Below are 18,668 nucleotides of genomic sequence, written 5' to 3' on the forward strand. Positions count from 1 at the left end.
CTCGGGAGGCCGGGGCTGGCTGGCGCGATGCGCGGAAACTGCAATGTTGCAATGCGGTATTGAACTGTGCAATGCAGCAAAAGAAGTCTAGGCTCCTCGTTCAATCCTACGAGGAGATTAACAGTGAAGATGACCTTATCGATCGCCGTCGCGGCCGTGATCTCGATTGCGGGTGGCTGCGCCGGCTTCGCTGCGGAGTTGCCGACCTATGGATCGGCGGGTTTGCCGATATCGGCGGTGCAGGTTCGCGTGCTGGGAGCTGCGAACGTCCAGGAACAGTCGGCAGCGCCAACCTCCACGGCGTCTCTGCATCAGCTGAGAGTTCTGGCACCGCGGACGGAAATGACGACCGCGACGGCACCAACCCGGACCGAAACCGCTCGCTCACTTCGTTGACCGGCACCTCGTACCGATATCGCCGCGTCTTTCATTTTCGAAAGGGCTTCGCGTGCACATCAGGGCGGTGCCGCACCTCTCCCCGCCGGGGAGAGGTGCCGCGTCTTCGCGGCGGTGAGGGGCTCATGACAGACGGGCGATCCATCTGCTCAATGTTACCAATCCCGTGATATCTCTATCAGACGAGAGGTTCGCGATGGACCTCGACAGCTAAAAAAACCAACTAACAAAGGGCGCGAAAAAGCGGGCGATGACGGCCGGCAAAAAGGCCGGGACAACACGCGTGACAAAGGGCAACACCCGCCTGACCCTGGAGCTGCTGGAAACGGCGCGTGACATGCACGCCAGCGGTGTTCTGACAGACGTTGTCCGCGACAAGATCACGATGCGTCACCTCGGCGGTGCCGCCACTCCTGCAGATCCGGCTGAACTGACGGGCGAGGACATCAAGGCACTTCGTGAGCAGGCCAATCTCAGCCAGGCGGTGTTTGCAAGCTACCTGAAGCTGACAGTCGGCTATGTCTCCAGGCTTGAGCGCGGCACGGAAAGTCCGAAAGGACCGACGCTGGTGCTGCTCGATGTCATCCGCCGCAAGGGCTTTGAGGCGATTCTTTGATTGCGATAAGAGCCGTGAGTTGCGCGCGCCCCGTGCGGCGCAACCGGGTTAAGAACGATGCACGCTGCGCCTCGTTCTCGCAGGAAATGAGGCGATGTTGTGGGGACACGCGAGGTGCGTTACGTCAAAGCTTGGAGAGTTGGTGCGCAAAACTCTAGGTTTATCCACAACCGTATGGTTGCAGCTCTCCTAAAACCAAACCTGTACGTAAGACGACGCCTTTCGCCGTCTGAAGCGGAGCTCTAAGGTCCGACAGCGTTGGAGCGTCTTGAGTCGCAGGTATATTCCTTTGAGCATAACTGTGCGCATCTGCTGAGGGGTTATCGGGAGGCCATTATGCACCGCCGGATTTTAGTCTTGCATAGCGGAGGCATGGACTCCACTGTTTGCCTATATGCAGCTCATAAGGCTGGCAATGAAGTTGTAAGCCTCGGCATCGACTATGGTCAGCGACTCCGAGTCGAGATGATGTTTGCTGAGAAGCACTGCGCAGCGCTTGGGGTGCGTCGTGATGTAGTTCAAGTAAAGTGGAATAAGCCTGAACGAGAGATCCCCGTTAACCGTAGTGTTCTTGAAATGAAGGCTTCAGTATCGCCTGCATTTTTGCCCGGGCGGAACCTTTCCTTCCTAGCTCTCGCTACGGCGCACGCGGCTGGTGTGCAAGCTGACGAAGTGCAAATCGGTCTGAATTGCGTTGATTTCTCGGGCTATCCAGACTGTACGGTTGAGTTCTTTGATGCGTTCAAGGCCACGCTTGCTATAGCGGATCCGAGCCTTGTTGTGAGTGCCCCATTGCTGAACCTGAGCAAGCGACAGATTGCTGAGAAAGCCCGTTCATTGGGCCTTGGTGAGTGGGACACCTGGAGTTGCTATCGGCCACAGCTAAAAGAAGGCGCCGTTGTTCCTTGCCATGAGTGCGATGCTTGCCGCCTGCATGCTCACGCGTGGCAGAAAGACTGAACAATGGCAGATATTGCACTCGTTGCATGTGCAAAAACAAAGGCGTCTCGATCAAGTACGGCCGCGGCGCTCTATGTGTCGGCTCTTTATAGGAAGTCATTGCTTGCTGCCTTAGATCGTTCGAAGAGCGTTTACATTTTATCTGCCAAGCATGGGTTAGTTGAGCTTGGAGCTCGACTAGACCCTTATGAAATGACGTTGAAGCACATGTCAGCGGTTTCCCGGAAGGCATGGGGAGATCGCGTCTCCCACGCGATTATAGAGATAGCTAAGCCCCGAGACAGACTCGTATTTTTTTCCGGTGCAGATTATTCGCGACCGCTTCGGGATTTTCTGAGACTCCGAGGGTACGGACTCGAATTTCCTCTAGGGGACCGTTCGCTAGGGGAGCGCCTAAGTCATTTGCGCAAGCTCAATGGCGAAGCAGAGCTGGAAGCAACGCTGCCTCACTTCATCAAATTGATGCAACGACTCAGCAGGCTGCAGAAAGGTGGCCGGCAAATTTCAGAATGCAGTGGACGCCAAGATTGGCCCGAGCGCGGATTATACTTTGTTACGGAAACGGTTGGTCCTAAGCGGAATTCAACCATAACTCGTGTCGGTACACATGCGGTAAGTCTTGGATCGCGTACCACTCTTTGGGATCGCATTAGCACGCACAGAGGGACCAATCTGGGGGCTGGGAGCCACCGATCTTCGATCTTCCGTGCTCACGTCGGTAGGGCGCTGTCTCGGTCTGAAAAGGATGCCGCTTGGTCACTTGATTCGTGGGGGGTCGGACAGTCCGCGCCTGCAGATATCCGAGTTAATGAAGTTCATCTCGAAAGGCGAGTTTCAGAAATCATAGGCGCTATGCGCATGCTATGGCTCGACGTGTCCGACGCGCCAGGGCCGCGAAGTGATCGCGCGTACCTTGAACGCAACATCATCGGCCTGTTATCGCGAGCAAATCTTCTTGGGACCAAGCGGCAACCTAATGCGGATTGGCTCGGAAATGAGAGCAGCGATTGGAGGATAGCCGCAAGCGGTCTCTGGAATTTGGACCATCTTTTCTATCGTCCCGCGCCTGAATTTCTAGGTGTCCTCGAAGCTTATATTGACGCCATGGAGCCTGGGGCCTCCCCCATTACACATTCTATCGCTCCATCTGGATGGGGCGATGTGATCGCGAATCAAGAAAAAGAACAACTGAATCTCTTTGCGGGGCGGTGAGGAAACATGGCGGCGTCTGAGGTTCATGAGGATAAATGTGATGGCTCCAATCTGATGGATGTCCATTCAAAAGCTGTGGTTCATCTGCGTGCACAGAGACAGCGTCAAAGGCTGGGCCTCGTTTTTGGTTCTGGGGTTAGCAAAGATTTGGGGTTCCCTGATTGGAGAGGATTGATTTCGCGGATTGCGGCAAACCCCAGTGTTCAAGCAAAATCAAAAATCAAGGATTTAATCAGGCAGGGAGTTTCGAATGTCGCCTCTCAGGCCACGCAATCGCACATAATCTTTGAACATTTTCGGTCGCGTCAGCTTAAGAAGAAACGGCTGACAGGCTCAGTGCCGTTGTTAGAGGAGCATCGCATTAAGAGCGATTGGCTCCGTATTATTCACCGTGAGCTCTATAAGGATGTGGATGCATCCAAGCGTACAGAAGATATAGACAAGCACCCGTACCTGACCGCATTCACGGAGATTATTAAAGAGTCTCCGCTCACCGTTAATTACAATTTCGATGATACTCTGGAGAAGTTGCTAATAAATTCTCGAACGAAGGATGAGCAGCTAACAACGAGAGGTTATGAAGTCGCAGACCAGCCAAGCGCGCAGTTCCAGAACAACTCGGGCGTAGTCTACCATCCGAATGGATTTATCCCGTCGAAATTTGACGATGGAACGAGCGCGGAGGTGGTTTTCGCGAATGACGCATTTCAGGATCAGCTCCTTAGCGCCGCGCACGGACGATACGTTCATCTTTCGAATCACCTCTTTCGCAATACCTGTCTATTGATCGGCCTTTCACTTGACGACGCGACGCTCCAAAGCATGTTGCGTCAGAACGCTGTGAGTAATCCCGGTCATATTCACTACTTCGTTTATTTCGTTCAAACTGATGGGCTTTCGAAGGACGCTCGCAAGACGATCTTTGACGCAAATTTCTCGTCTTATAATTTGTTTACGATCTTCTTGGATGCCTCTGGAATTAGAGCGCTGGCTGAATTGATCAGAATGCCAGTTAAAGAGTTTGATCAGAAATTCCCGCCAGAGAAGCGCAAGTATGTCTATTACGTAATAGGCTCTATTGGTGCTGGTAAAAGCACGGCGGCAAGCAATTTTCGAAATCTGATAACGTACGATGAGTGGATCGATGAGAGGCTGCCGGAGCTAGCGAAGCCCCAAAGCGAGGTTGATGAAGAGGTTGTGTCCGATTTGGATGGTTGGATTGCCACGCAGTTCATGAAGAAGAACCATGCGCTAAAGGATTGCCGAGAAGGAATCCACATAGTGGACCGATGTCCTCTCGACCCATTGACGTTCCCAGGAGATAGGCAAAGCAAGGCCCAGAAGCTGCTCCAAACCATCACAAACAACAAATCTATTCCGATTGAGGCCGGGCACGTGATTCTGCTCGACTGCGATTTCGATGAGTTGAAGCTTCGAAATAGTTTGAAGCACAAGTATTGGTCAAATCGAGAGTTGAAGGGGTTGTTGGAGGATATTGACGAGGTGTATCACCGCGTAGAAAAGACAGCAGTATGTACCCGAGGACGGGACGCCGCGGAGGTCGCGCGCGAGATTGCGAAGGTCATATTTTTGGCTGACTATGAGCCAGCAAATATTTCAGAGCATCTGCGGCACTTCGCAGGAGAGGAGTAAATGTCTGAGAGATTCTCTGTTTACTTTGCTGCGCCGCTTTTCAACGAAAGAGAGCGCGCGTTTAACGCGCGGCTTGTACACCAGATAGAATTGCTCGGAGCTGAGGTGTTCTTGCCGCAAAGAAACGGCGCGTTGTTGGTCGATATGTTGTCCGCCGGCGTCTCTCAACAAGTTGCCGAACGCCGCGTGTTTCTTCAAGACACAGAAGCAATGGCAAGGGCGTCGATGGCGGTGGCGGTCCTCGATGGAGCAGTAGTCGATGATGGAGTCGCGTTCGAAATCGGGTTTTTGTTCGCGCTCAAGACGAGGTGTATTGGCCTTCAGACGGATGTGAGGCGCGCTTTGCCTACTGGCAACAATCCCATGATCTCTCAAGGGCTAAATGGAATCGCGGGCTCAGAGGAAGAATTGCTAACTTGGATCAAGAGCGCTTTGGATCGAGCCAGCTGCCGTGAGGCAAGTCGAGCCTGTTAAAGTTAGGGCGACACACAGAGGTAAGTTCAAACAACAAAAACGGCCGGATCTTGCGATCCGGCCGTTTTCAAATTTCAGTCCGCTCAAGTTGAGCGGCGGGTCAGGCTCAGGCCGCGACTGCTGCGGTCTCGGCCTTCTTCTTCTCGATAGCGCGCTTGAGCAGCACGGCCTTCTGCGACAGCTCGCTCTCGCGGGCCTTGATCAGATAGGCATCGAAGCCACCGCGGTGGTCGACCGACTTCACGGCATTCGCCGACACGCGCAGGCGCACGCCGCGGCCGAGCACGTCGGACAGGAAGGTCACATTGACCAGGTTCGGCAGAAACCGGCGCTTGGTCTTGATGTTCGAATGGCTCACCTTGTGGCCCACCTGGGGGCCCTTCAGTGTCAGTTCACAGCGCCGAGACATGGCGAAAATCCTCTGTCATCCCCGCAGCTAAAAGGCGAAGAGCCCAAAGCCGGGCAGGGGGTCAAAAATCACGTCCATTTCAGGAGTGGCGGACGTATAGGGGGCTTGGCCGCGATCGTCAAGATATCCGGCCAGCGAAAGTCGCGGCAAAACCGGCAAAAGCCTGCGCTTTCGGGGGCTGTATAGCCCGTCCTACGAGCGGAAACCACATGGAATCTGGCGCGGTTCCCATCATATAAACGACGTATTCGGGCCGGAAACAGGTCGCTCCAGCCCAATTGAGCGATGCGGCCCTAGGCCTTTGGCCGGGGGATCGCCGACCAGGTGATATCAGCAAGTGAGCCTTCGCACGCCCAGCTTTGTGACCCGACCGGTGACGACCCCGCGGACCGCCGCGCCCGCAAGAGTACGATTTGCGGGTTTTGGCGCGCGTTTCGCCGTCGCCGCGGGCCTGATGCTGCCGGTTTTGCCGGTGGAGGCCTCGGCGCAGGCGCAAGGCCAGATCCAAAGCCAGACGCAAGGCCAGGCGCCGGCCGCCGTGCCGGTTCAGGCCCCCGCCCAGGCGGTGTTGGCCGGCGGCAAGCTCGAAGCCAAATATGAAGCCAGCCTCGCCGGCATCGCGGTGGGCAAGGGCCAGTGGGCCATCGACATCAATGAAGACCAGTATTCCGCGACCGCCAGTGGGGGCACCGCAGGTTTGCTGAAGGCATTTGCCGGCGGCTCGGGCTCCGGCCAGTCCACCGGCCGCGTGGTCGCGGGCGCGCTGGTGCCGTCGAATTATCAGGCCGTCACCACCTCCGCTAAGAAGTCCGAGACGATCAAGATGCTGATCACGCCGGGCTATGTGAAGGAGTTTTCCATCGAGCCGGAGCCGCCGCTCGATCCCGAGAAGATTCCGATCACCGATGCGCATCGCCGTAACGTGATCGATCCGATGACCGGCTCGCTGATGCGCGTCGGCGGCACCGGCGAATTGCTGACGCCGGATTCGTGCCGCACCGGCGCGTCGATCTTCGACGGCCGCATGCGCTACGATCTCAAGCTCGACTACAAGCGCATGGAAAGCGTGAAGGCCGAGAAGGGCTATCGCGGACCTGCCATCGTCTGCGCCGTCTATTTCACGCCGATCGCGGGCTATGTGCCCGACCGCGCCGCCATCAAATATCTTGCCGCCCAGCGCAATATCGAAGTGACCCTGGTGCCGATCGCCGGAACCCGCGTGCTGGTGCCCTATCGCATGGTGGTGCCGACCCCGCTCGGCGTCGCCATGCTGGAAGCCACCGAATTCGTCACCACCCCCGCGCCGGCCAAGGCCGTGGCGAAGACGAACTGAGTCGACGAACGAGCGGAGCGCGAGGACACGTTCAAAGGAGGCAACCCATCCGGCCTCATCCTGAGGAGCCCCGTCTTCGGGGCGTCTCCTGCGAATGGCAAAGTCATTCGCCCGGGATCGATGCAAGTCCGGCCCCGCCAGCTCATGGTTCGAGACGCGCGAAGCCGCGCTCCTCACCATGAGGGACCGAGACGGGACGCTGCCGCAGGATTGCCGCAAGACAAAGTGCGCCATCGCAGCATCGTCGCAAACGCGCCGCAGGATTTGCGCAGGATCCCGGCTTGACTCAAAGCCGGTTCGGAGTCCGTGCGCTGTTCATAACTTCGGGGATTTGTCGGCCCTTGTTGCGCTGTCACAAACTTGATCTAGTCAGTCTCGGAGAATGTCAGCGCGAGATGTTGGGGTGATGCGGCCAGGGAGGTGCCGAGTCACCGATTCGGGCCGCTTTCGTTCCGGACTCGTTCCAAACCATCAAAAAGCGCGGCTCTGAAGCGTCGTAACCTGTCTCGGTCTTGACAGTCGGCGACGCGGAAATATCTGAAAAACATGGCCTTTTTGTCTTCTCCGCCCACGCTGTCCAACGGCAGGGCCCCCGGCGCCGGCGTCACCGCGGTGCTCGGCCCCACCAATACCGGCAAGACCCACCTCGCCATCGAGCGCATGCTCGCGCATTCGTCGGGCATCATCGGCCTGCCGCTGCGCCTGCTGGCGCGCGAGGTCTATAATAAAATTTTGGACCGCGTCGGCCCCGAAGCCGTGGCGCTGATCACCGGCGAGGAGAAGATCAAGCCCGCCAAGCCGCGCTACTGGGTCTCCACCGTCGAGGCGATGCCGCGGGATCTCGACGTGTCGTTTCTGGCCGTCGACGAGATCCAGATAGCGGCAGATCTCGAGCGCGGCCATGTCTTCACCGATCGCATCCTGCATCGCCGCGGCCGCGACGAGACGCTGCTGCTCGGCGCCGCCACCATGCGCCCGATCATCGAGCGGCTGCTGCCCGGCGCCAGCATTGTCACCCGGCCGCGTCTGTCGCATCTGGAATTCGCCGGCGATCGCAAGATCACGCGGCAGCCGCGCAGGACAGCGATTGTCGCATTTTCCGCCGACGAAGTTTATGCGATTGCCGAACTCATCAAGCGCCAGCATGGCGGCGCTGCAGTCGTATTGGGCTCGCTGTCGCCGCGCACCCGCAACGCGCAGGTCGCGATGTTCCAGAATGGTGACGTTGACTACCTAGTGGCAACCGACGCGGTCGGAATGGGCCTCAATCTCGACGTCGATCACGTCGCATTTGCCAGTGACCGCAAATATGACGGCTATCAATTCCGTCGCCTGACGCCGTCGGAATTCGCACAGATCGCCGGCCGCGCCGGCCGCGCGACGCGCAACGGTACCTTCGGCACCACAGGCCGCTGCGAGCCGTTCGAGCCCGAACTCGTCAATCAGTTGCAGAACCACATCTTCGAGCCGGTGAAGGTGCTGCAGTGGCGCAATTCGAAGCTGGATTTCTCATCGATCGCGTCGCTGCAGGTGTCGCTGGCGGAGGTGCCGCGCCATGAGGCGCTGACCCGTGCGCCGATCGCCGAGGACCTGCGCGTGCTCGATCATGCCGTCCGTGACGTCGACGTGCGCGAAATGGCGCAGGGCAAGGTCGCCGTCGAGAAACTGTGGGATGCGTGCCAGATTCCAGATTACCGCCGCATCGCGCCCGCTGCACACGCAGAGCTGGTAGTCACTATCTTCAACTTCCTGATGCAGCGTGGGCGCATCCCCGATGCCTGGTTTGGCGCTCAAATCGCGCAAGCGGACCGAACCGATGGCGATATCGACACATTATCGGGCCGAATCGCGCAAATCCGGACCTGGACATTCGTGGCAAATCGTCCCGATTGGCTCTCAGATCCCGATCATTGGCAGGGAATTTCGCGCGAATTGGAAAATAAACTGTCAGATGCCCTTCATGAGAGGCTCACTGAGCGTTTCGTTGATCGTCGTACCAGTGTATTGATGCGCCGCTTGCGGGAAAACACGATGCTGAATACTGAAATTGGTAAGACGGGCGAAGTGATCGTAGAGGGCCATGTAATTGGCCGTCTCGACGGATTTACATTTTTGCCCGATGCGGCCGAGGCTGGCTCGGATGCGAAGGCCTTGCAGGCCACGGCGCTGAAGGCGCTGGCCGGCGAGATCGACGCGCGCGCCGAGAAACTCGGCAACGCGCCGGACGATCAGTTCGTGCTCGCCTCCGACGGCACCATGCGCTGGACCGGCGATGCGGTGGCCCGTCTGGTCGCAGCCGACGACGTGCTGCATCCCCGTCTCCGTATCATCGCCGACGAGCGCCTCTCCGGCGCGCCGCGCGATGCGGTTCAGGCCCGTCTCGATCTCTGGCTGAAGATGCATATTGAGAAGCTGCTCGGGCCGCTGTTCGATCTCACCAAGGCCGAAGACATCACCGGCATCGCGCGCGGCATCGCCTTCCAGCTCACCGAAGCGCTGGGCGTGCTGGAGCGGCAGAAGATCGCGACCGAGATGAAGGATCTCGATCAGCCGTCGCGCGCGACCTTGCGCAAATACGGTGTCCGGTTCGGCGCCTATCATATTTATATTCCCGGCCTGCTGAAGCCTGCGGGGCGTTCGCTCGCGGCGCTGCTCTGGGCGTTGAAGCAGGACAATGTCGATATGTCGGCGCTGTCGAGCGCGCAGCATCTCGCAGGGTCGGGCCGTACATCCTTCCCGGTCGACAAGTTGCTCGATCGCGATGCCTATCGCGTGCTTGGCTATCGCCAGTGCGGCGAGCGCGCCGTGCGCGTCGATATTCTCGAACGTCTTGCCGATCTGATCCGTCCAGCTCTCGCTTGGCGCGAAGCGTCACCGGGCGAGAAGCCCGCCGGCGCCTTCGATGGCCGCCACTTCGTGGTGACGCAGGCGATGACCTCGCTCACCGGCTCGGCCGGCGAGGATTTCGCCTCGATCCTGCGTGCCCTGGGCTATCGCATGGAGAAGAAGGCGCCGCTGCCGCCGGCACCGCCGAAGCCGGTCGCTGCGACGACGCCGATCGAGGTCAAGGCTGACGACAACACCGGCGATCAGCCCGACGCCCTGGTGGGACTTGCCGAGTCCGACAAGCCCGGTGAGGACAATGTCATTGCAGTCGAGGCTGCCGCTGAGGCGGCCGAGACAGCTGAGATCGCGACTGCGGATGTCGCACCTGCCGAGGTTGCGACCGAAGTGGCCCCGGCCGTGGAAGCTGCAGCCGTGCCGTCTGCATCGCTGTTGCCTGAAGTCGCACTGGTGCCCAGCGCCGAGCCGGAAGCGGCGTCTGTTGAAGAGACAGCTTCCGTCGAAGCGCAGCCAGAGCCCGCTGCGGCCGTTGCCGAGGCCGAGACTGCTGCCGAGACCGCACCTGCTGCCGTGGCCGATGCCGCTGCGCCTGCCGAGGGCGACGCCGCTGCGGTTCCTGCCGTCGCTGCCGAGCCCGAACTGGTCGAAGTCTGGCGTCCGGGTGGCCGTTCGGAAGAACGCCGTCCGCCGCGCCACGACCGCAACCGCCACCATCGCAACACCAACGCCCCGCAGGGCGCTACGCAGTCGGCTCCCGCCGAAGGCGCCGTGGCCGATGGCGAAAAGCGCGAGCGGCATGATCGCGGAGGCCAAGGGCGCCGCGATCGCAACAATAACAACGAGTTCCGTCGTCCGCGCAGCGATGCACCGGCCGCCGCGGTCTCCGCCGAAGGGGCGCCGAACCGCGACAACCGTGGCAATCGCGGTAACCGCGACAACAAGCCGGGCGATGCCGGTCGTCCGCCGCGTGAGCGCGAACGCTTCCAGGGCAAGGGCAAAGGCCCCTTCAAGGGCGGCGACAAGGGCCGTGAGGGCCGTGGCAACGACCGCGGCGGCGCGACCCGTCCGTTCGCAACATCGGCCGCACCGCGCGAACGGGACCGTCCGATCGATCCGAACTCCCCCTTCGCGAAACTCGCCGCGCTCAAGGAACAGCTCAGCGGCCGCAAGGATTGATGCAGGTCATGTAAGGCGGCACCGAGCCGCCATTTGGTGGTGTGTCGGTTGGAGCGCCAGCGTCTCGATAAATGGCTGTGGCACGCGCGGGTGGTCAAGGCCCGCACCAGTGCCGCTGCGCTGGTGGAAGGCGGCAAGGTTCGCATCAATGGCGAGCGCGAGAAATCGCCGGGCCATGGTGTGAAGATCGGCGACGTGCTCACGGTGGCGCTGGATCGCACCGTGCGGGTGATGAAGGTCGAGGGCTTCTCGGAACGGCGTGGCGATGCCACTGCGGCGCGCGTGCTCTATACCGATTTGCAACACCTTCCGGAGTAACTATCTAGGCTAGATGCCGCGTCCAACGATGGTTTCGTGGCAGGCTTTTTCCTTGGTCGAAATGCCCTGACCTATGCCGGCTGCATCCCTTGCGGCAGCGGGGTTGGTGCGCTACGCAAACATTGAATATCGATCGTTTCCGGAGTTCTGGATGACTTACGTCGTCACCGACAATTGCATCAAATGTAAATACACCGACTGCGTCGAAGTGTGTCCCGTGGACTGCTTCTACGAGGGTGAAAACATGCTGGTCATCCATCCGGACGAATGCATTGATTGCGGTGTCTGCGAGCCGGAATGTCCCGCTGACGCGATCAAGCCGGACACCGAAGGCAATATCGAGAAGTGGCTGCAGATCAATCTGGAACACGCCAAGACGTGGCCGAACATCACCCAGAAGATCGACGAACTGCCCGAAGCCAAGGAATTCGATGGTCAGGAAGGCAAGTACGAGAAGTATTTCTCGGCGGCGCCTGGCAAGGGCGACTGAGTTCCCCGGTCACAACGATCAAGCAATTGATCGGGTGACCCCGATACCCCCAGCCACACGAAATTTACCCTAGCCCCGATTATGCCCCGGAAGCGGCCGCCGAGCGGCCGCGACAGGGCATAAATCATTGATTTTTGCGGGAAATGTGCTATAATAGGCACAATTCAAGAAGCTGGACCATGTGGTGCCGCTCGATTTGGCCCTGCCGGGTTCCCGTTTAAACATCAAACAGGGGCGTGGCGGTTTCCACGCGCAGGCTGTGTCACAGAAAACGCGTAAAAAGAGTGTTTCCAAGGCTGCTGTTTCGAAGAAGGCTACTGCTTCGAAGGTTTTGGATCCGAAGGCTTCCAAGAAAACAACTGCGGCGAGCCGCGTTGTGAAGGGTCCTGCTGCGAAGAATTCTGTCACCAAAGGCCGTGCCCGGGCTCCTGTCAAGGACACCCGGACCGCCGCGAAGGCTGCGGCTGAAAAGTCCTCCAAAAATAAAAGAAGTGCAATGCCCAACAAGACTGCCAAACCTGCCCCGAAGGCTGCTGCTTCGAAGACCACTGCCGCCAAGCCTGCTGCGCCGAAGACGGCTGCGAAGGCTCCCGCCGCCGCTCCTGCTGTGAAGGCTGCTGCGCCGAAGGAAGTTGCCAAGGTTGCTGCGAAGCCGGTCGTTGCCAAACCGGTTGCCGCCAAGCCGGCGCCCGCTGCGGCTCCGCGCGTCGAAGAGCCGAAGAAGCCACTGACCCAGCGTCAGGGCTTCAAGACCAACGAATTCGTGGTCTATCCGGCGCATGGTGTTGGCCAGATCCTCGCCATCGAAGAGCAGGAAATTGCAGGCGCCAGGCTTGAACTCTTCGTGATCAATTTCATGAAGGACAAGATGACCCTGCGCGTTCCGACCGCGAAGGTCGCGAATGTCGGCATGCGCAAGCTGTCCGAGCCGGCGCTGGTCAAGCGCGCGCTGGAGACACTGAAGGGCCGTGCCCGCATCAAGCGCACCATGTGGTCGCGCCGCGCACAGGAATACGAAGCGAAGATCAACTCGGGCGATATCGTTGCCATCGCCGAAGTGGTCCGCGATCTGTTCCGCTCCGACTCGCAGCCCGAGCAGTCCTACAGCGAACGTCAGCTGTATGAAGCAGCTCTCGATCGTCTGTCGCGCGAAATCGCGGTGGTTCAGCACGTCACCGAGACCGAAGCGGTCAAGGAGATCGAAGGCCAGCTCGCCAAGAGCCCGCGCCGTGGCGCCAAGGCCGAGGCAGGCGCCGAAGCCGGTGCTGACGAGGCCGATAGCGATGGTGACGATGATGTCGCCGCCGCGGACGAGGCTGCGTAAGCAGCGTCTCGCAAGTTGAATACGAAAAGCCCGGCCGAGAGGCCGGGCTTTTTTGTTGTCTATGAGCAAGTACTTGGGTGGATCTCAATCCACCACGACCTTGACGCGGTCGCGGGCTTTCACGCTGGCATTGTTCTCGAGCCCATTTAATACGCGGAAGCGCTCCAGTGGACGATCGACGCCGCTCATGCGATGCGACAGTGACTCCACGGTGTCTCCGGGCTGCACGGTGATCACCTTGATGCGCAGCGGACGGGCGGCCTGAATCTCGGCCAGGGTCAGGCGGCGGAACGAGTTGACGGTGTCGCGGGCGTTGCGTTCGCTCTCGGTGCTCTTCTGCTTGGCAGCGAAGATGAAGCGGTAGACGTCGCTGCCGAAGCGCAACGCGTAAACGCGGAATTGCCACTGGTCGCCGCGCGCGATGGCGGACGCTGCCGGGAAGCCGTTGATGGTCAGCTCCTCCGTGGTGGCTTTGTCGACATTCTCCATCCATCCGGAATTGAGGTAGTCGCTCAGCGTCTGTTCGGATGGTACGCGGACCACATCGAAGCGCATGGCCTGATTGCCGCCTTCGCGCACGCCGATCACCGCCTGCGCCGTATTGTCGAGAGTGAAGGCCTCCGGCGCCTGGAAGGTGAAGCCGAGCTTGGGATGCAGGAAGCGGCGGCCGCGCACGAAGCCCTCGCTCGGGTCCTCGCCATAGACGATGCCGTCGATGGCCGAGAGATAGGTCTCGCGATCGCGCTCGCCGCCATCGGGCGAGGAATATTGCCGCGCATTGGCTTGCGCATTCTGCACGCGCTCGGGCGTCGCCGGATGGGACGACAGGAAGTCCTGCGCGCGGGGATCGAGCGGCGTGCGGCTGGCCTTCAGCGCCGCGTTACGCTCCATCGCAGCGAGAAAGCGCGACGCGCCATAGGGATCGAACTTTGCGCGGGCCGAGATGCCTACGCCTATGCCGTCGGCTTCGAATTCCTGCGCGCGCGAGAAGCTCGCCATCGTCAGTTTGGATTTGGCGAGCGCGAGCGCAGTGAGATCGGGATCGCTGCCCATATCGGTGACGACGCGCGTGACGATCGAGGCCTGCCGTGCCTGCTCCTCGCGGATGGACGCGTGTTTGGCGAGCACATGCGCCATCTCGTGCGACAGCACCGATGAAATCTCGGATGTATCGCTGGCCAGCGCGATCAGGCCGCGCGTGACATAGAGTTGTCCGGTCGGCAGGGCGAAGGCGTTGACGGCGCCGGAATTGAGGATCGTGACCTTGTAGGCGAGGTCCGGTCGCTCAGAGGCAGCGACCAGCCGATCGACGGTCTTGGTGATCAGTGATTCCAGCCGCGGGTCGTCATAGGCGCCGCCATAGGATGCGAGGATGCGCTCGTGTTCTTTCTCGGCGGCCGGGGTCTGCACCACGGCAGGCTTCGGCGGCTTGGCCGGCACCGTCGGCTTGACCGACGAGGCGGCCTCGAACCGGCTGGCATCGCCGCAGGCCGATAGAGCGAGCGCGGCGCACAGCAGGGCAGGCGCAGCCCAAAGGCGGCGGCTCAAGCTGGTTTGCCGTCCCACACCCGTCACGTCGTCCACTCTCTGCCCAAACAGCCCATTCGCCCAAATCATCTTCGCTCAAGCGATCTTGCTGCCCAAGTGGCCTACTTGTCCCCGACCACTTCGATCTGCCACACCCCGAGCGCCTCGATCCGCGGCCCGCCGCGCCTCTCGATCCATCCCCGAACGCGAATATTTCGTCTTTCCAGGGACTTAAGCATAATTCCTGCCGTCTCGAAGGCGGCTATCATGCGCCTTGAAACGGTCACCGCAAAGTCCTCAGTCCAGCGACGCCCGAAATTGACGTAGGTCACCGTCCCGGCCTGGCGAACCGACAGAACCCGCCCCTCGACCACCCCGAAACGCCCCACATCGGCCAAGATATCGCCGGGACTTTCCGCGTTTTTTATGACGTTGGTTTGAGCCCAGATTCCGCGCTTCAGCCGGCGGGCCAAGCCTTCTGCAGCGGCGAGTTCCGCCGCACAGGCCTTGTCGGAAATCGCGCCAGAGGCGAGGGCGGCGCCCTGTGCCAGAAGCTGCGCCTGGAGCGACGGCGCAGTGGGATCGACGAAGACAAAAGCCGGTTGTCGGCCGTAGCGATCCGGCATATCGCTTTCGCCATGCAACGTGACATCGCGGCCGACAACGAGTGTCGAGAGATCGTTCGTCGGCCCTGATGAGTTTGCGATCGGCTCGATCCCCGCCAGACGGATTACGTTGCCGTCGCTCAAACGCAATGTTCTGACATCGATCACGTCGGCGACACGACCTTCGCCCTGGGCGGCGAACATGCAGGCCGCCGACGCAGATTGCGCGGATGTTGAAATGGCGATCACTGCCAGCAACAGCGTTGCGGCATGCGACACGTCACACTTTGCTGATGCGGCACGCATCACGCCACCCTGCGAGCTCCGGTCAACCTCTCGTCTATCATAGCCAGCAATCCATTCCGCTTTGCGGAAAACCTTGATGTCTTTGCAGCTATTCTTGGCAGCGCCGCCGCTTGCCGCTGTTGTTCCATTGCGGCATTATCGCGATAACAACAACACCGCGCACGAACAACAACGGCGCGTCTGAGGGAGGGACTTTTGAAGAAGATCATTTCAGGTCTGCTGGCGTCAGCAATGGCATTCGCGGCCACAAGTGCCATGGCGCAGACCAAGCCGCTGAAGCTCGGTGCAATTCTCGATATGTCGGGCCTGTATGCCGATATCACCGGCGTTGGCAGCGAAACCGCTGCGAAGATGGCTGCGGAAGATTTCGGCGGTGAAGTGCTGGGCCGTAAGATCGAGATCATTGCTGCGGACCATCTCAACAAGGCCGATCTGTCCGCCAACATCGCGCGCGACATGCTCGACAATCAAGGTGTCGAGGCGATCATCGACGTTGCGGCATCGGCGACCGCGCTGGCTGCGAGCGAGATCGCGCGTGCGCGCAACAAGATCATCATCTTCAACGGCCCGGGCTCAATCCGCCTCAGCAACGAGGCCTGCGGCCCCTATACGGTGCATTACGTGTTCGACACTTACGCGCAGGCCAATGTGACCGGTCTCGCCACGGTGAAAAACGGTCTCGACACCTGGTTCTTCCTGTCGGCCGACTATGCATTCGGCGCGGACCTCGAGAAAGACACCACGGCTGTCGTGACCAAGGCCGGCGGCAAGGTGCTGGGATCGGTCAAGCATCCGCTGAATACGTCCGACTTCTCGTCCTTCCTGCTGCAGGCGCAGAGCTCGAAAGCCAAGGTCGTCGGCCTCGCCAATGCCGGCGGTGATACCATCACCGCGATCAAGCAGGCGGCCGAATTCGGCCTGACGCGTAGCGGTGGCCAGAAACTGTCGCCGCTGCTGGCCTTCATCTCCGACATCGACAGCGTCGGTCTTGATACTGCACAGGGCCTGATCCTGGCGGAAGCGTTCTACTGGGATCTCAATGACGAGACGCGCGCGTTCACCAAGCGCTTCCAGGAGCGCACCAAGCGCGTGCCGACATCGGCCCAGGCCGGCGTGTATTCATCGGTGCTGCATTATCTCAAGGCCGTGAAGGCCGCCGGCACCACGGACTCGGCTCCGGTCATGAAGCTCATGAAGGAGACGCCGATTAACGACATGTTCGCCAAGAATGGCCGGATTCGCGAGGATGGGCGCATGGTGCATGACATGTACCTGTTCGAGGTGAAGAAGCCGTCGGAATCCAAGGGCCGTTGGGACGACTACAAGCTGCTGGCAACCGTTCCCGCAGAGCAGGCGTTCCAGCCGCTGGAGGCCTCGCGCTGTCCGCTGGTGAAAAAGTAATCGTCGGGGCCTGAAGCTTGCCGGACGATCAAGAACAACAAGGAGCGCAATCATGAGCGACATCGTCCTGCAGGACCTCGACAACGGTCTTCTGACCATCACCATGAATCGTCCGGATCGGCGCAATGCGCTCAATCCGGAGATGACACAGGGGCTGGTCGCGGCAGCACGCCGTGCGCAGGAAGATCACGACGTCCGCGCCGTGCTCATCAAGGGCGCCGGCGGCACGTTCTGTGTCGGTGGCGACGTCAAGTCGATGGCGGCCGGCCGCGCGCCGCTGCCGTTCGAGGCCAAGCGCGCCAATCTGCGCCGCGGCATGGAAGTGTCGCGCATTCTGCACCAGATGCCGAAGCCGGTGGTGGCGCAGCTCGACGGTGCGGCCGCAGGCGCCGGTCTTTCGATCGCGCTGTCCTGCGATCTCCGTGTCGCCAGCAAATCGGTGAAGATCACCACGGCTTTCGCCAAGGTCGGCTTCTCCGGTGATTATGGCGGCACCTATTTCCTGACCAAGATGCTCGGCAGCGCCAAGGCACGCGAGCTCTATCTGATGTCGCCGGTGCTCTCCGCACAGGAAGCGCTGGCGCTCGGTATGGTGACCAAGGTCGTCGATGACGCCGAGGTGGAGACAGCGGCGCGCGACCTGGCGATGTCACTCGCCCAGGGCCCGAGCATCACCTACGGTTACATCAAGACCAACATCAACAATGCCGAGACGATGACGCTCGAAGCCTGTTTCGACGCCGAGTCGATCCATCACACCCGCTGCAGCGACACCGACGATCACAAGGAGGCCGCCCAGGCCTTCGTCGAGAAGCGCAAGCCGGTCTTCAAGGGGCAATGACCATGAGCCAGATGCGGTTGCGGCAAGTTTGTCTGGTCGCTCCGCATCTGGAGCCGGTGGTGAGCGATATCGCGGCCATTCTCGGCCTGGATATCTGCTACCGCGACCCCCATGTCGGCAAATACGGCCTCGAAAATGCACTGATGCCGGTTGAGGCGACGTTGCTCGAAGTGGTCGCGCCGACGCAGCCGGGCACGGCGGCCGGGCGGTTCATGGAGAAATCCGGCGGGCGCGGCGGCTATATGGTGATCCTGTCCTGCGAGGATCCTGACGAGCGCGGGCGCTTCGCCGCCAGCATCGGCGTGCGCACCGCCAATGTGATCGATCATCCGCCCTATCACGGCGTGCAATTGCATCCACGCGATTGCCGGGCCGCCTTCATCGAGTTCAATCACACCAAAGACAGCGACGACGATTTCGGGCCGTATCCACCGGCCGGTCCGGACTGGCAGGACGCGATCCGCCACGACATCACGCGCGCGCTCACCGAGGTCGAGCTGCAGAGTCCGGACCATTACGATCTAGCGCAGCACTGGAGCAATATCATCGGCGTGCCGCTGACCTCGGCCCGCAACGACGATCCGCAGATCGCGTTCACGAACGGCTGTTTGCGCTTCGCCAAGGGCAAGGCAGAGGCAATGACCGGGCTCACCTTTCGCGTCAACGACGTTGCGCAGGTGCTCGGCAGTGCACGGGCGCGTGGCTGTCCTTGCGCCGGGGATGCATTTCTGCTGGCCGGGGTCACGTTTCGCGTCGTTGCGTGATTGCGGCAATCGCCGCACG

General features: G+C 60.3%; 17 protein-coding genes and 1 pseudogene. 15 read left to right on the forward strand and 3 right to left on the reverse strand.

What is annotated here, in order from left to right:
• The first annotated feature begins 129 nt into the window (after window positions 1-129).
• The 7 genes and pseudogenes from LPB73_RS28005 to LPB73_RS28030 all read left to right on the forward strand — a co-directional run bounded on the left by LPB73_RS28005 (window position 130) and on the right by LPB73_RS28030 (window position 5,311).
• Complete coding sequence (locus tag LPB73_RS28005; RefSeq protein ID WP_231081272.1) at window positions 130-396, forward strand: hypothetical protein; 267 nt, start codon at window positions 130-132, stop codon at window positions 394-396.
• A gap of 283 nt (window positions 397-679) precedes the next feature.
• Window positions 680-1,012: a helix-turn-helix domain-containing protein gene (locus LPB73_RS28010; RefSeq protein WP_231078902.1), complete on the forward strand. Its 333-nt coding sequence runs from the start codon at window positions 680-682 to the stop codon at window positions 1,010-1,012.
• A 336-nt stretch (window positions 1,013-1,348) separates the two neighbouring features.
• Window positions 1,349-1,972: a 7-cyano-7-deazaguanine synthase gene (locus tag LPB73_RS28015; protein ID WP_256461231.1), complete on the forward strand. Its 624-nt coding sequence runs from the start codon at window positions 1,349-1,351 to the stop codon at window positions 1,970-1,972.
• Between the two features lie 3 nt (window positions 1,973-1,975).
• Window positions 1,976-2,368 (forward strand): annotated as a pseudogene (locus LPB73_RS29265) (DUF6884 domain-containing protein); the annotation flags it as partial.
• A 462-nt stretch (window positions 2,369-2,830) separates the two neighbouring features.
• Window positions 2,831-3,184, forward strand: a complete 354-nt coding sequence (locus tag LPB73_RS28020; protein WP_231078904.1) for a hypothetical protein — start codon at window positions 2,831-2,833, stop codon at window positions 3,182-3,184.
• A 6-nt stretch (window positions 3,185-3,190) separates the two neighbouring features.
• Complete coding sequence (locus LPB73_RS28025; RefSeq protein WP_231078905.1) at window positions 3,191-4,837, forward strand: SIR2 family protein; 1,647 nt, start codon at window positions 3,191-3,193, stop codon at window positions 4,835-4,837.
• Window positions 4,838-5,311, forward strand: a complete 474-nt coding sequence (locus LPB73_RS28030; RefSeq protein WP_231078906.1) for a nucleoside 2-deoxyribosyltransferase — start codon at window positions 4,838-4,840, stop codon at window positions 5,309-5,311.
• 106 nt (window positions 5,312-5,417) lie between these two features.
• Here the strand turns inward: LPB73_RS28030 and rpmB are convergent, their stop codons facing one another.
• On the reverse strand, window positions 5,418-5,720 hold the full coding sequence (gene rpmB / locus LPB73_RS28035) for a 50S ribosomal protein L28 (protein ID WP_089267758.1): 303 nt from the start codon (window positions 5,718-5,720) through the stop codon (window positions 5,418-5,420).
• 373 nt (window positions 5,721-6,093) lie between these two features.
• Between rpmB and LPB73_RS28040 the strand changes: the two genes are divergently transcribed.
• The 5 genes from LPB73_RS28040 to LPB73_RS28060 all read left to right on the forward strand — a co-directional run bounded on the left by LPB73_RS28040 (window position 6,094) and on the right by LPB73_RS28060 (window position 13,205).
• Window positions 6,094-7,053, forward strand: a complete 960-nt coding sequence (locus tag LPB73_RS28040) for a DUF3108 domain-containing protein (RefSeq protein WP_231078907.1) — start codon at window positions 6,094-6,096, stop codon at window positions 7,051-7,053.
• 546 nt (window positions 7,054-7,599) lie between these two features.
• The gene (locus tag LPB73_RS28045; protein WP_231078908.1) at window positions 7,600-11,073 is read left to right on the forward strand and encodes a helicase-related protein; all 3,474 of its coding nucleotides are present in this window, start codon (window positions 7,600-7,602) and stop codon (window positions 11,071-11,073) included.
• Between the two features lie 48 nt (window positions 11,074-11,121).
• Complete coding sequence (locus LPB73_RS28050; protein ID WP_089267756.1) at window positions 11,122-11,391, forward strand: RNA-binding S4 domain-containing protein; 270 nt, start codon at window positions 11,122-11,124, stop codon at window positions 11,389-11,391.
• A 151-nt stretch (window positions 11,392-11,542) separates the two neighbouring features.
• On the forward strand, window positions 11,543-11,881 hold the full coding sequence (gene fdxA, locus LPB73_RS28055; protein ID WP_068730400.1) for a ferredoxin FdxA: 339 nt from the start codon (window positions 11,543-11,545) through the stop codon (window positions 11,879-11,881).
• A gap of 259 nt (window positions 11,882-12,140) precedes the next feature.
• A complete protein-coding gene (locus tag LPB73_RS28060) occupies window positions 12,141-13,205 on the forward strand; it encodes a CarD family transcriptional regulator (protein ID WP_414716831.1) in 1,065 nt (354 codons plus the stop codon).
• 84 nt (window positions 13,206-13,289) lie between these two features.
• Here LPB73_RS28060 and LPB73_RS28065 read toward each other — a convergent pair whose 3' ends face one another.
• Together LPB73_RS28065 and LPB73_RS28070 are read right to left on the reverse strand one after the other, a co-directional pair.
• The gene (locus LPB73_RS28065; RefSeq protein WP_414716832.1) at window positions 13,290-14,753 is read right to left on the reverse strand and encodes a M48 family metalloprotease; all 1,464 of its coding nucleotides are present in this window, start codon (window positions 14,751-14,753) and stop codon (window positions 13,290-13,292) included.
• 101 nt (window positions 14,754-14,854) lie between these two features.
• The gene (locus tag LPB73_RS28070) at window positions 14,855-15,643 is read right to left on the reverse strand and encodes a thermonuclease family protein (RefSeq protein ID WP_231078910.1); all 789 of its coding nucleotides are present in this window, start codon (window positions 15,641-15,643) and stop codon (window positions 14,855-14,857) included.
• Window positions 15,644-15,838: 195 nt separating this feature from the next.
• Between LPB73_RS28070 and LPB73_RS28075 the strand changes: the two genes are divergently transcribed.
• The 3 genes from LPB73_RS28075 to LPB73_RS28085 are packed head-to-tail and all read left to right on the forward strand — an operon-like array spanning window position 15,839 to window position 18,649.
• Window positions 15,839-17,044 (forward strand): ABC transporter substrate-binding protein, encoded by a 1,206-nt coding sequence (locus LPB73_RS28075; protein ID WP_089267753.1) that lies wholly within the window; start codon window positions 15,839-15,841, stop codon window positions 17,042-17,044.
• A 52-nt stretch (window positions 17,045-17,096) separates the two neighbouring features.
• Complete coding sequence (locus tag LPB73_RS28080; protein WP_231078911.1) at window positions 17,097-17,885, forward strand: enoyl-CoA hydratase; 789 nt, start codon at window positions 17,097-17,099, stop codon at window positions 17,883-17,885.
• A 2-nt stretch (window positions 17,886-17,887) separates the two neighbouring features.
• Window positions 17,888-18,649, forward strand: coding sequence for a hypothetical protein (locus LPB73_RS28085; RefSeq protein ID WP_414716833.1), 762 nt, complete (start codon window positions 17,888-17,890; stop codon window positions 18,647-18,649).
• The last annotated feature ends 19 nt before the right edge of the window (window positions 18,650-18,668 follow it).

The sequence above is a fragment of the Tardiphaga sp. 37S4 genome (genome assembly GCF_021044645.1).
Lineage (GTDB): Bacteria > Pseudomonadota > Alphaproteobacteria > Rhizobiales > Xanthobacteraceae > Tardiphaga > Tardiphaga robiniae.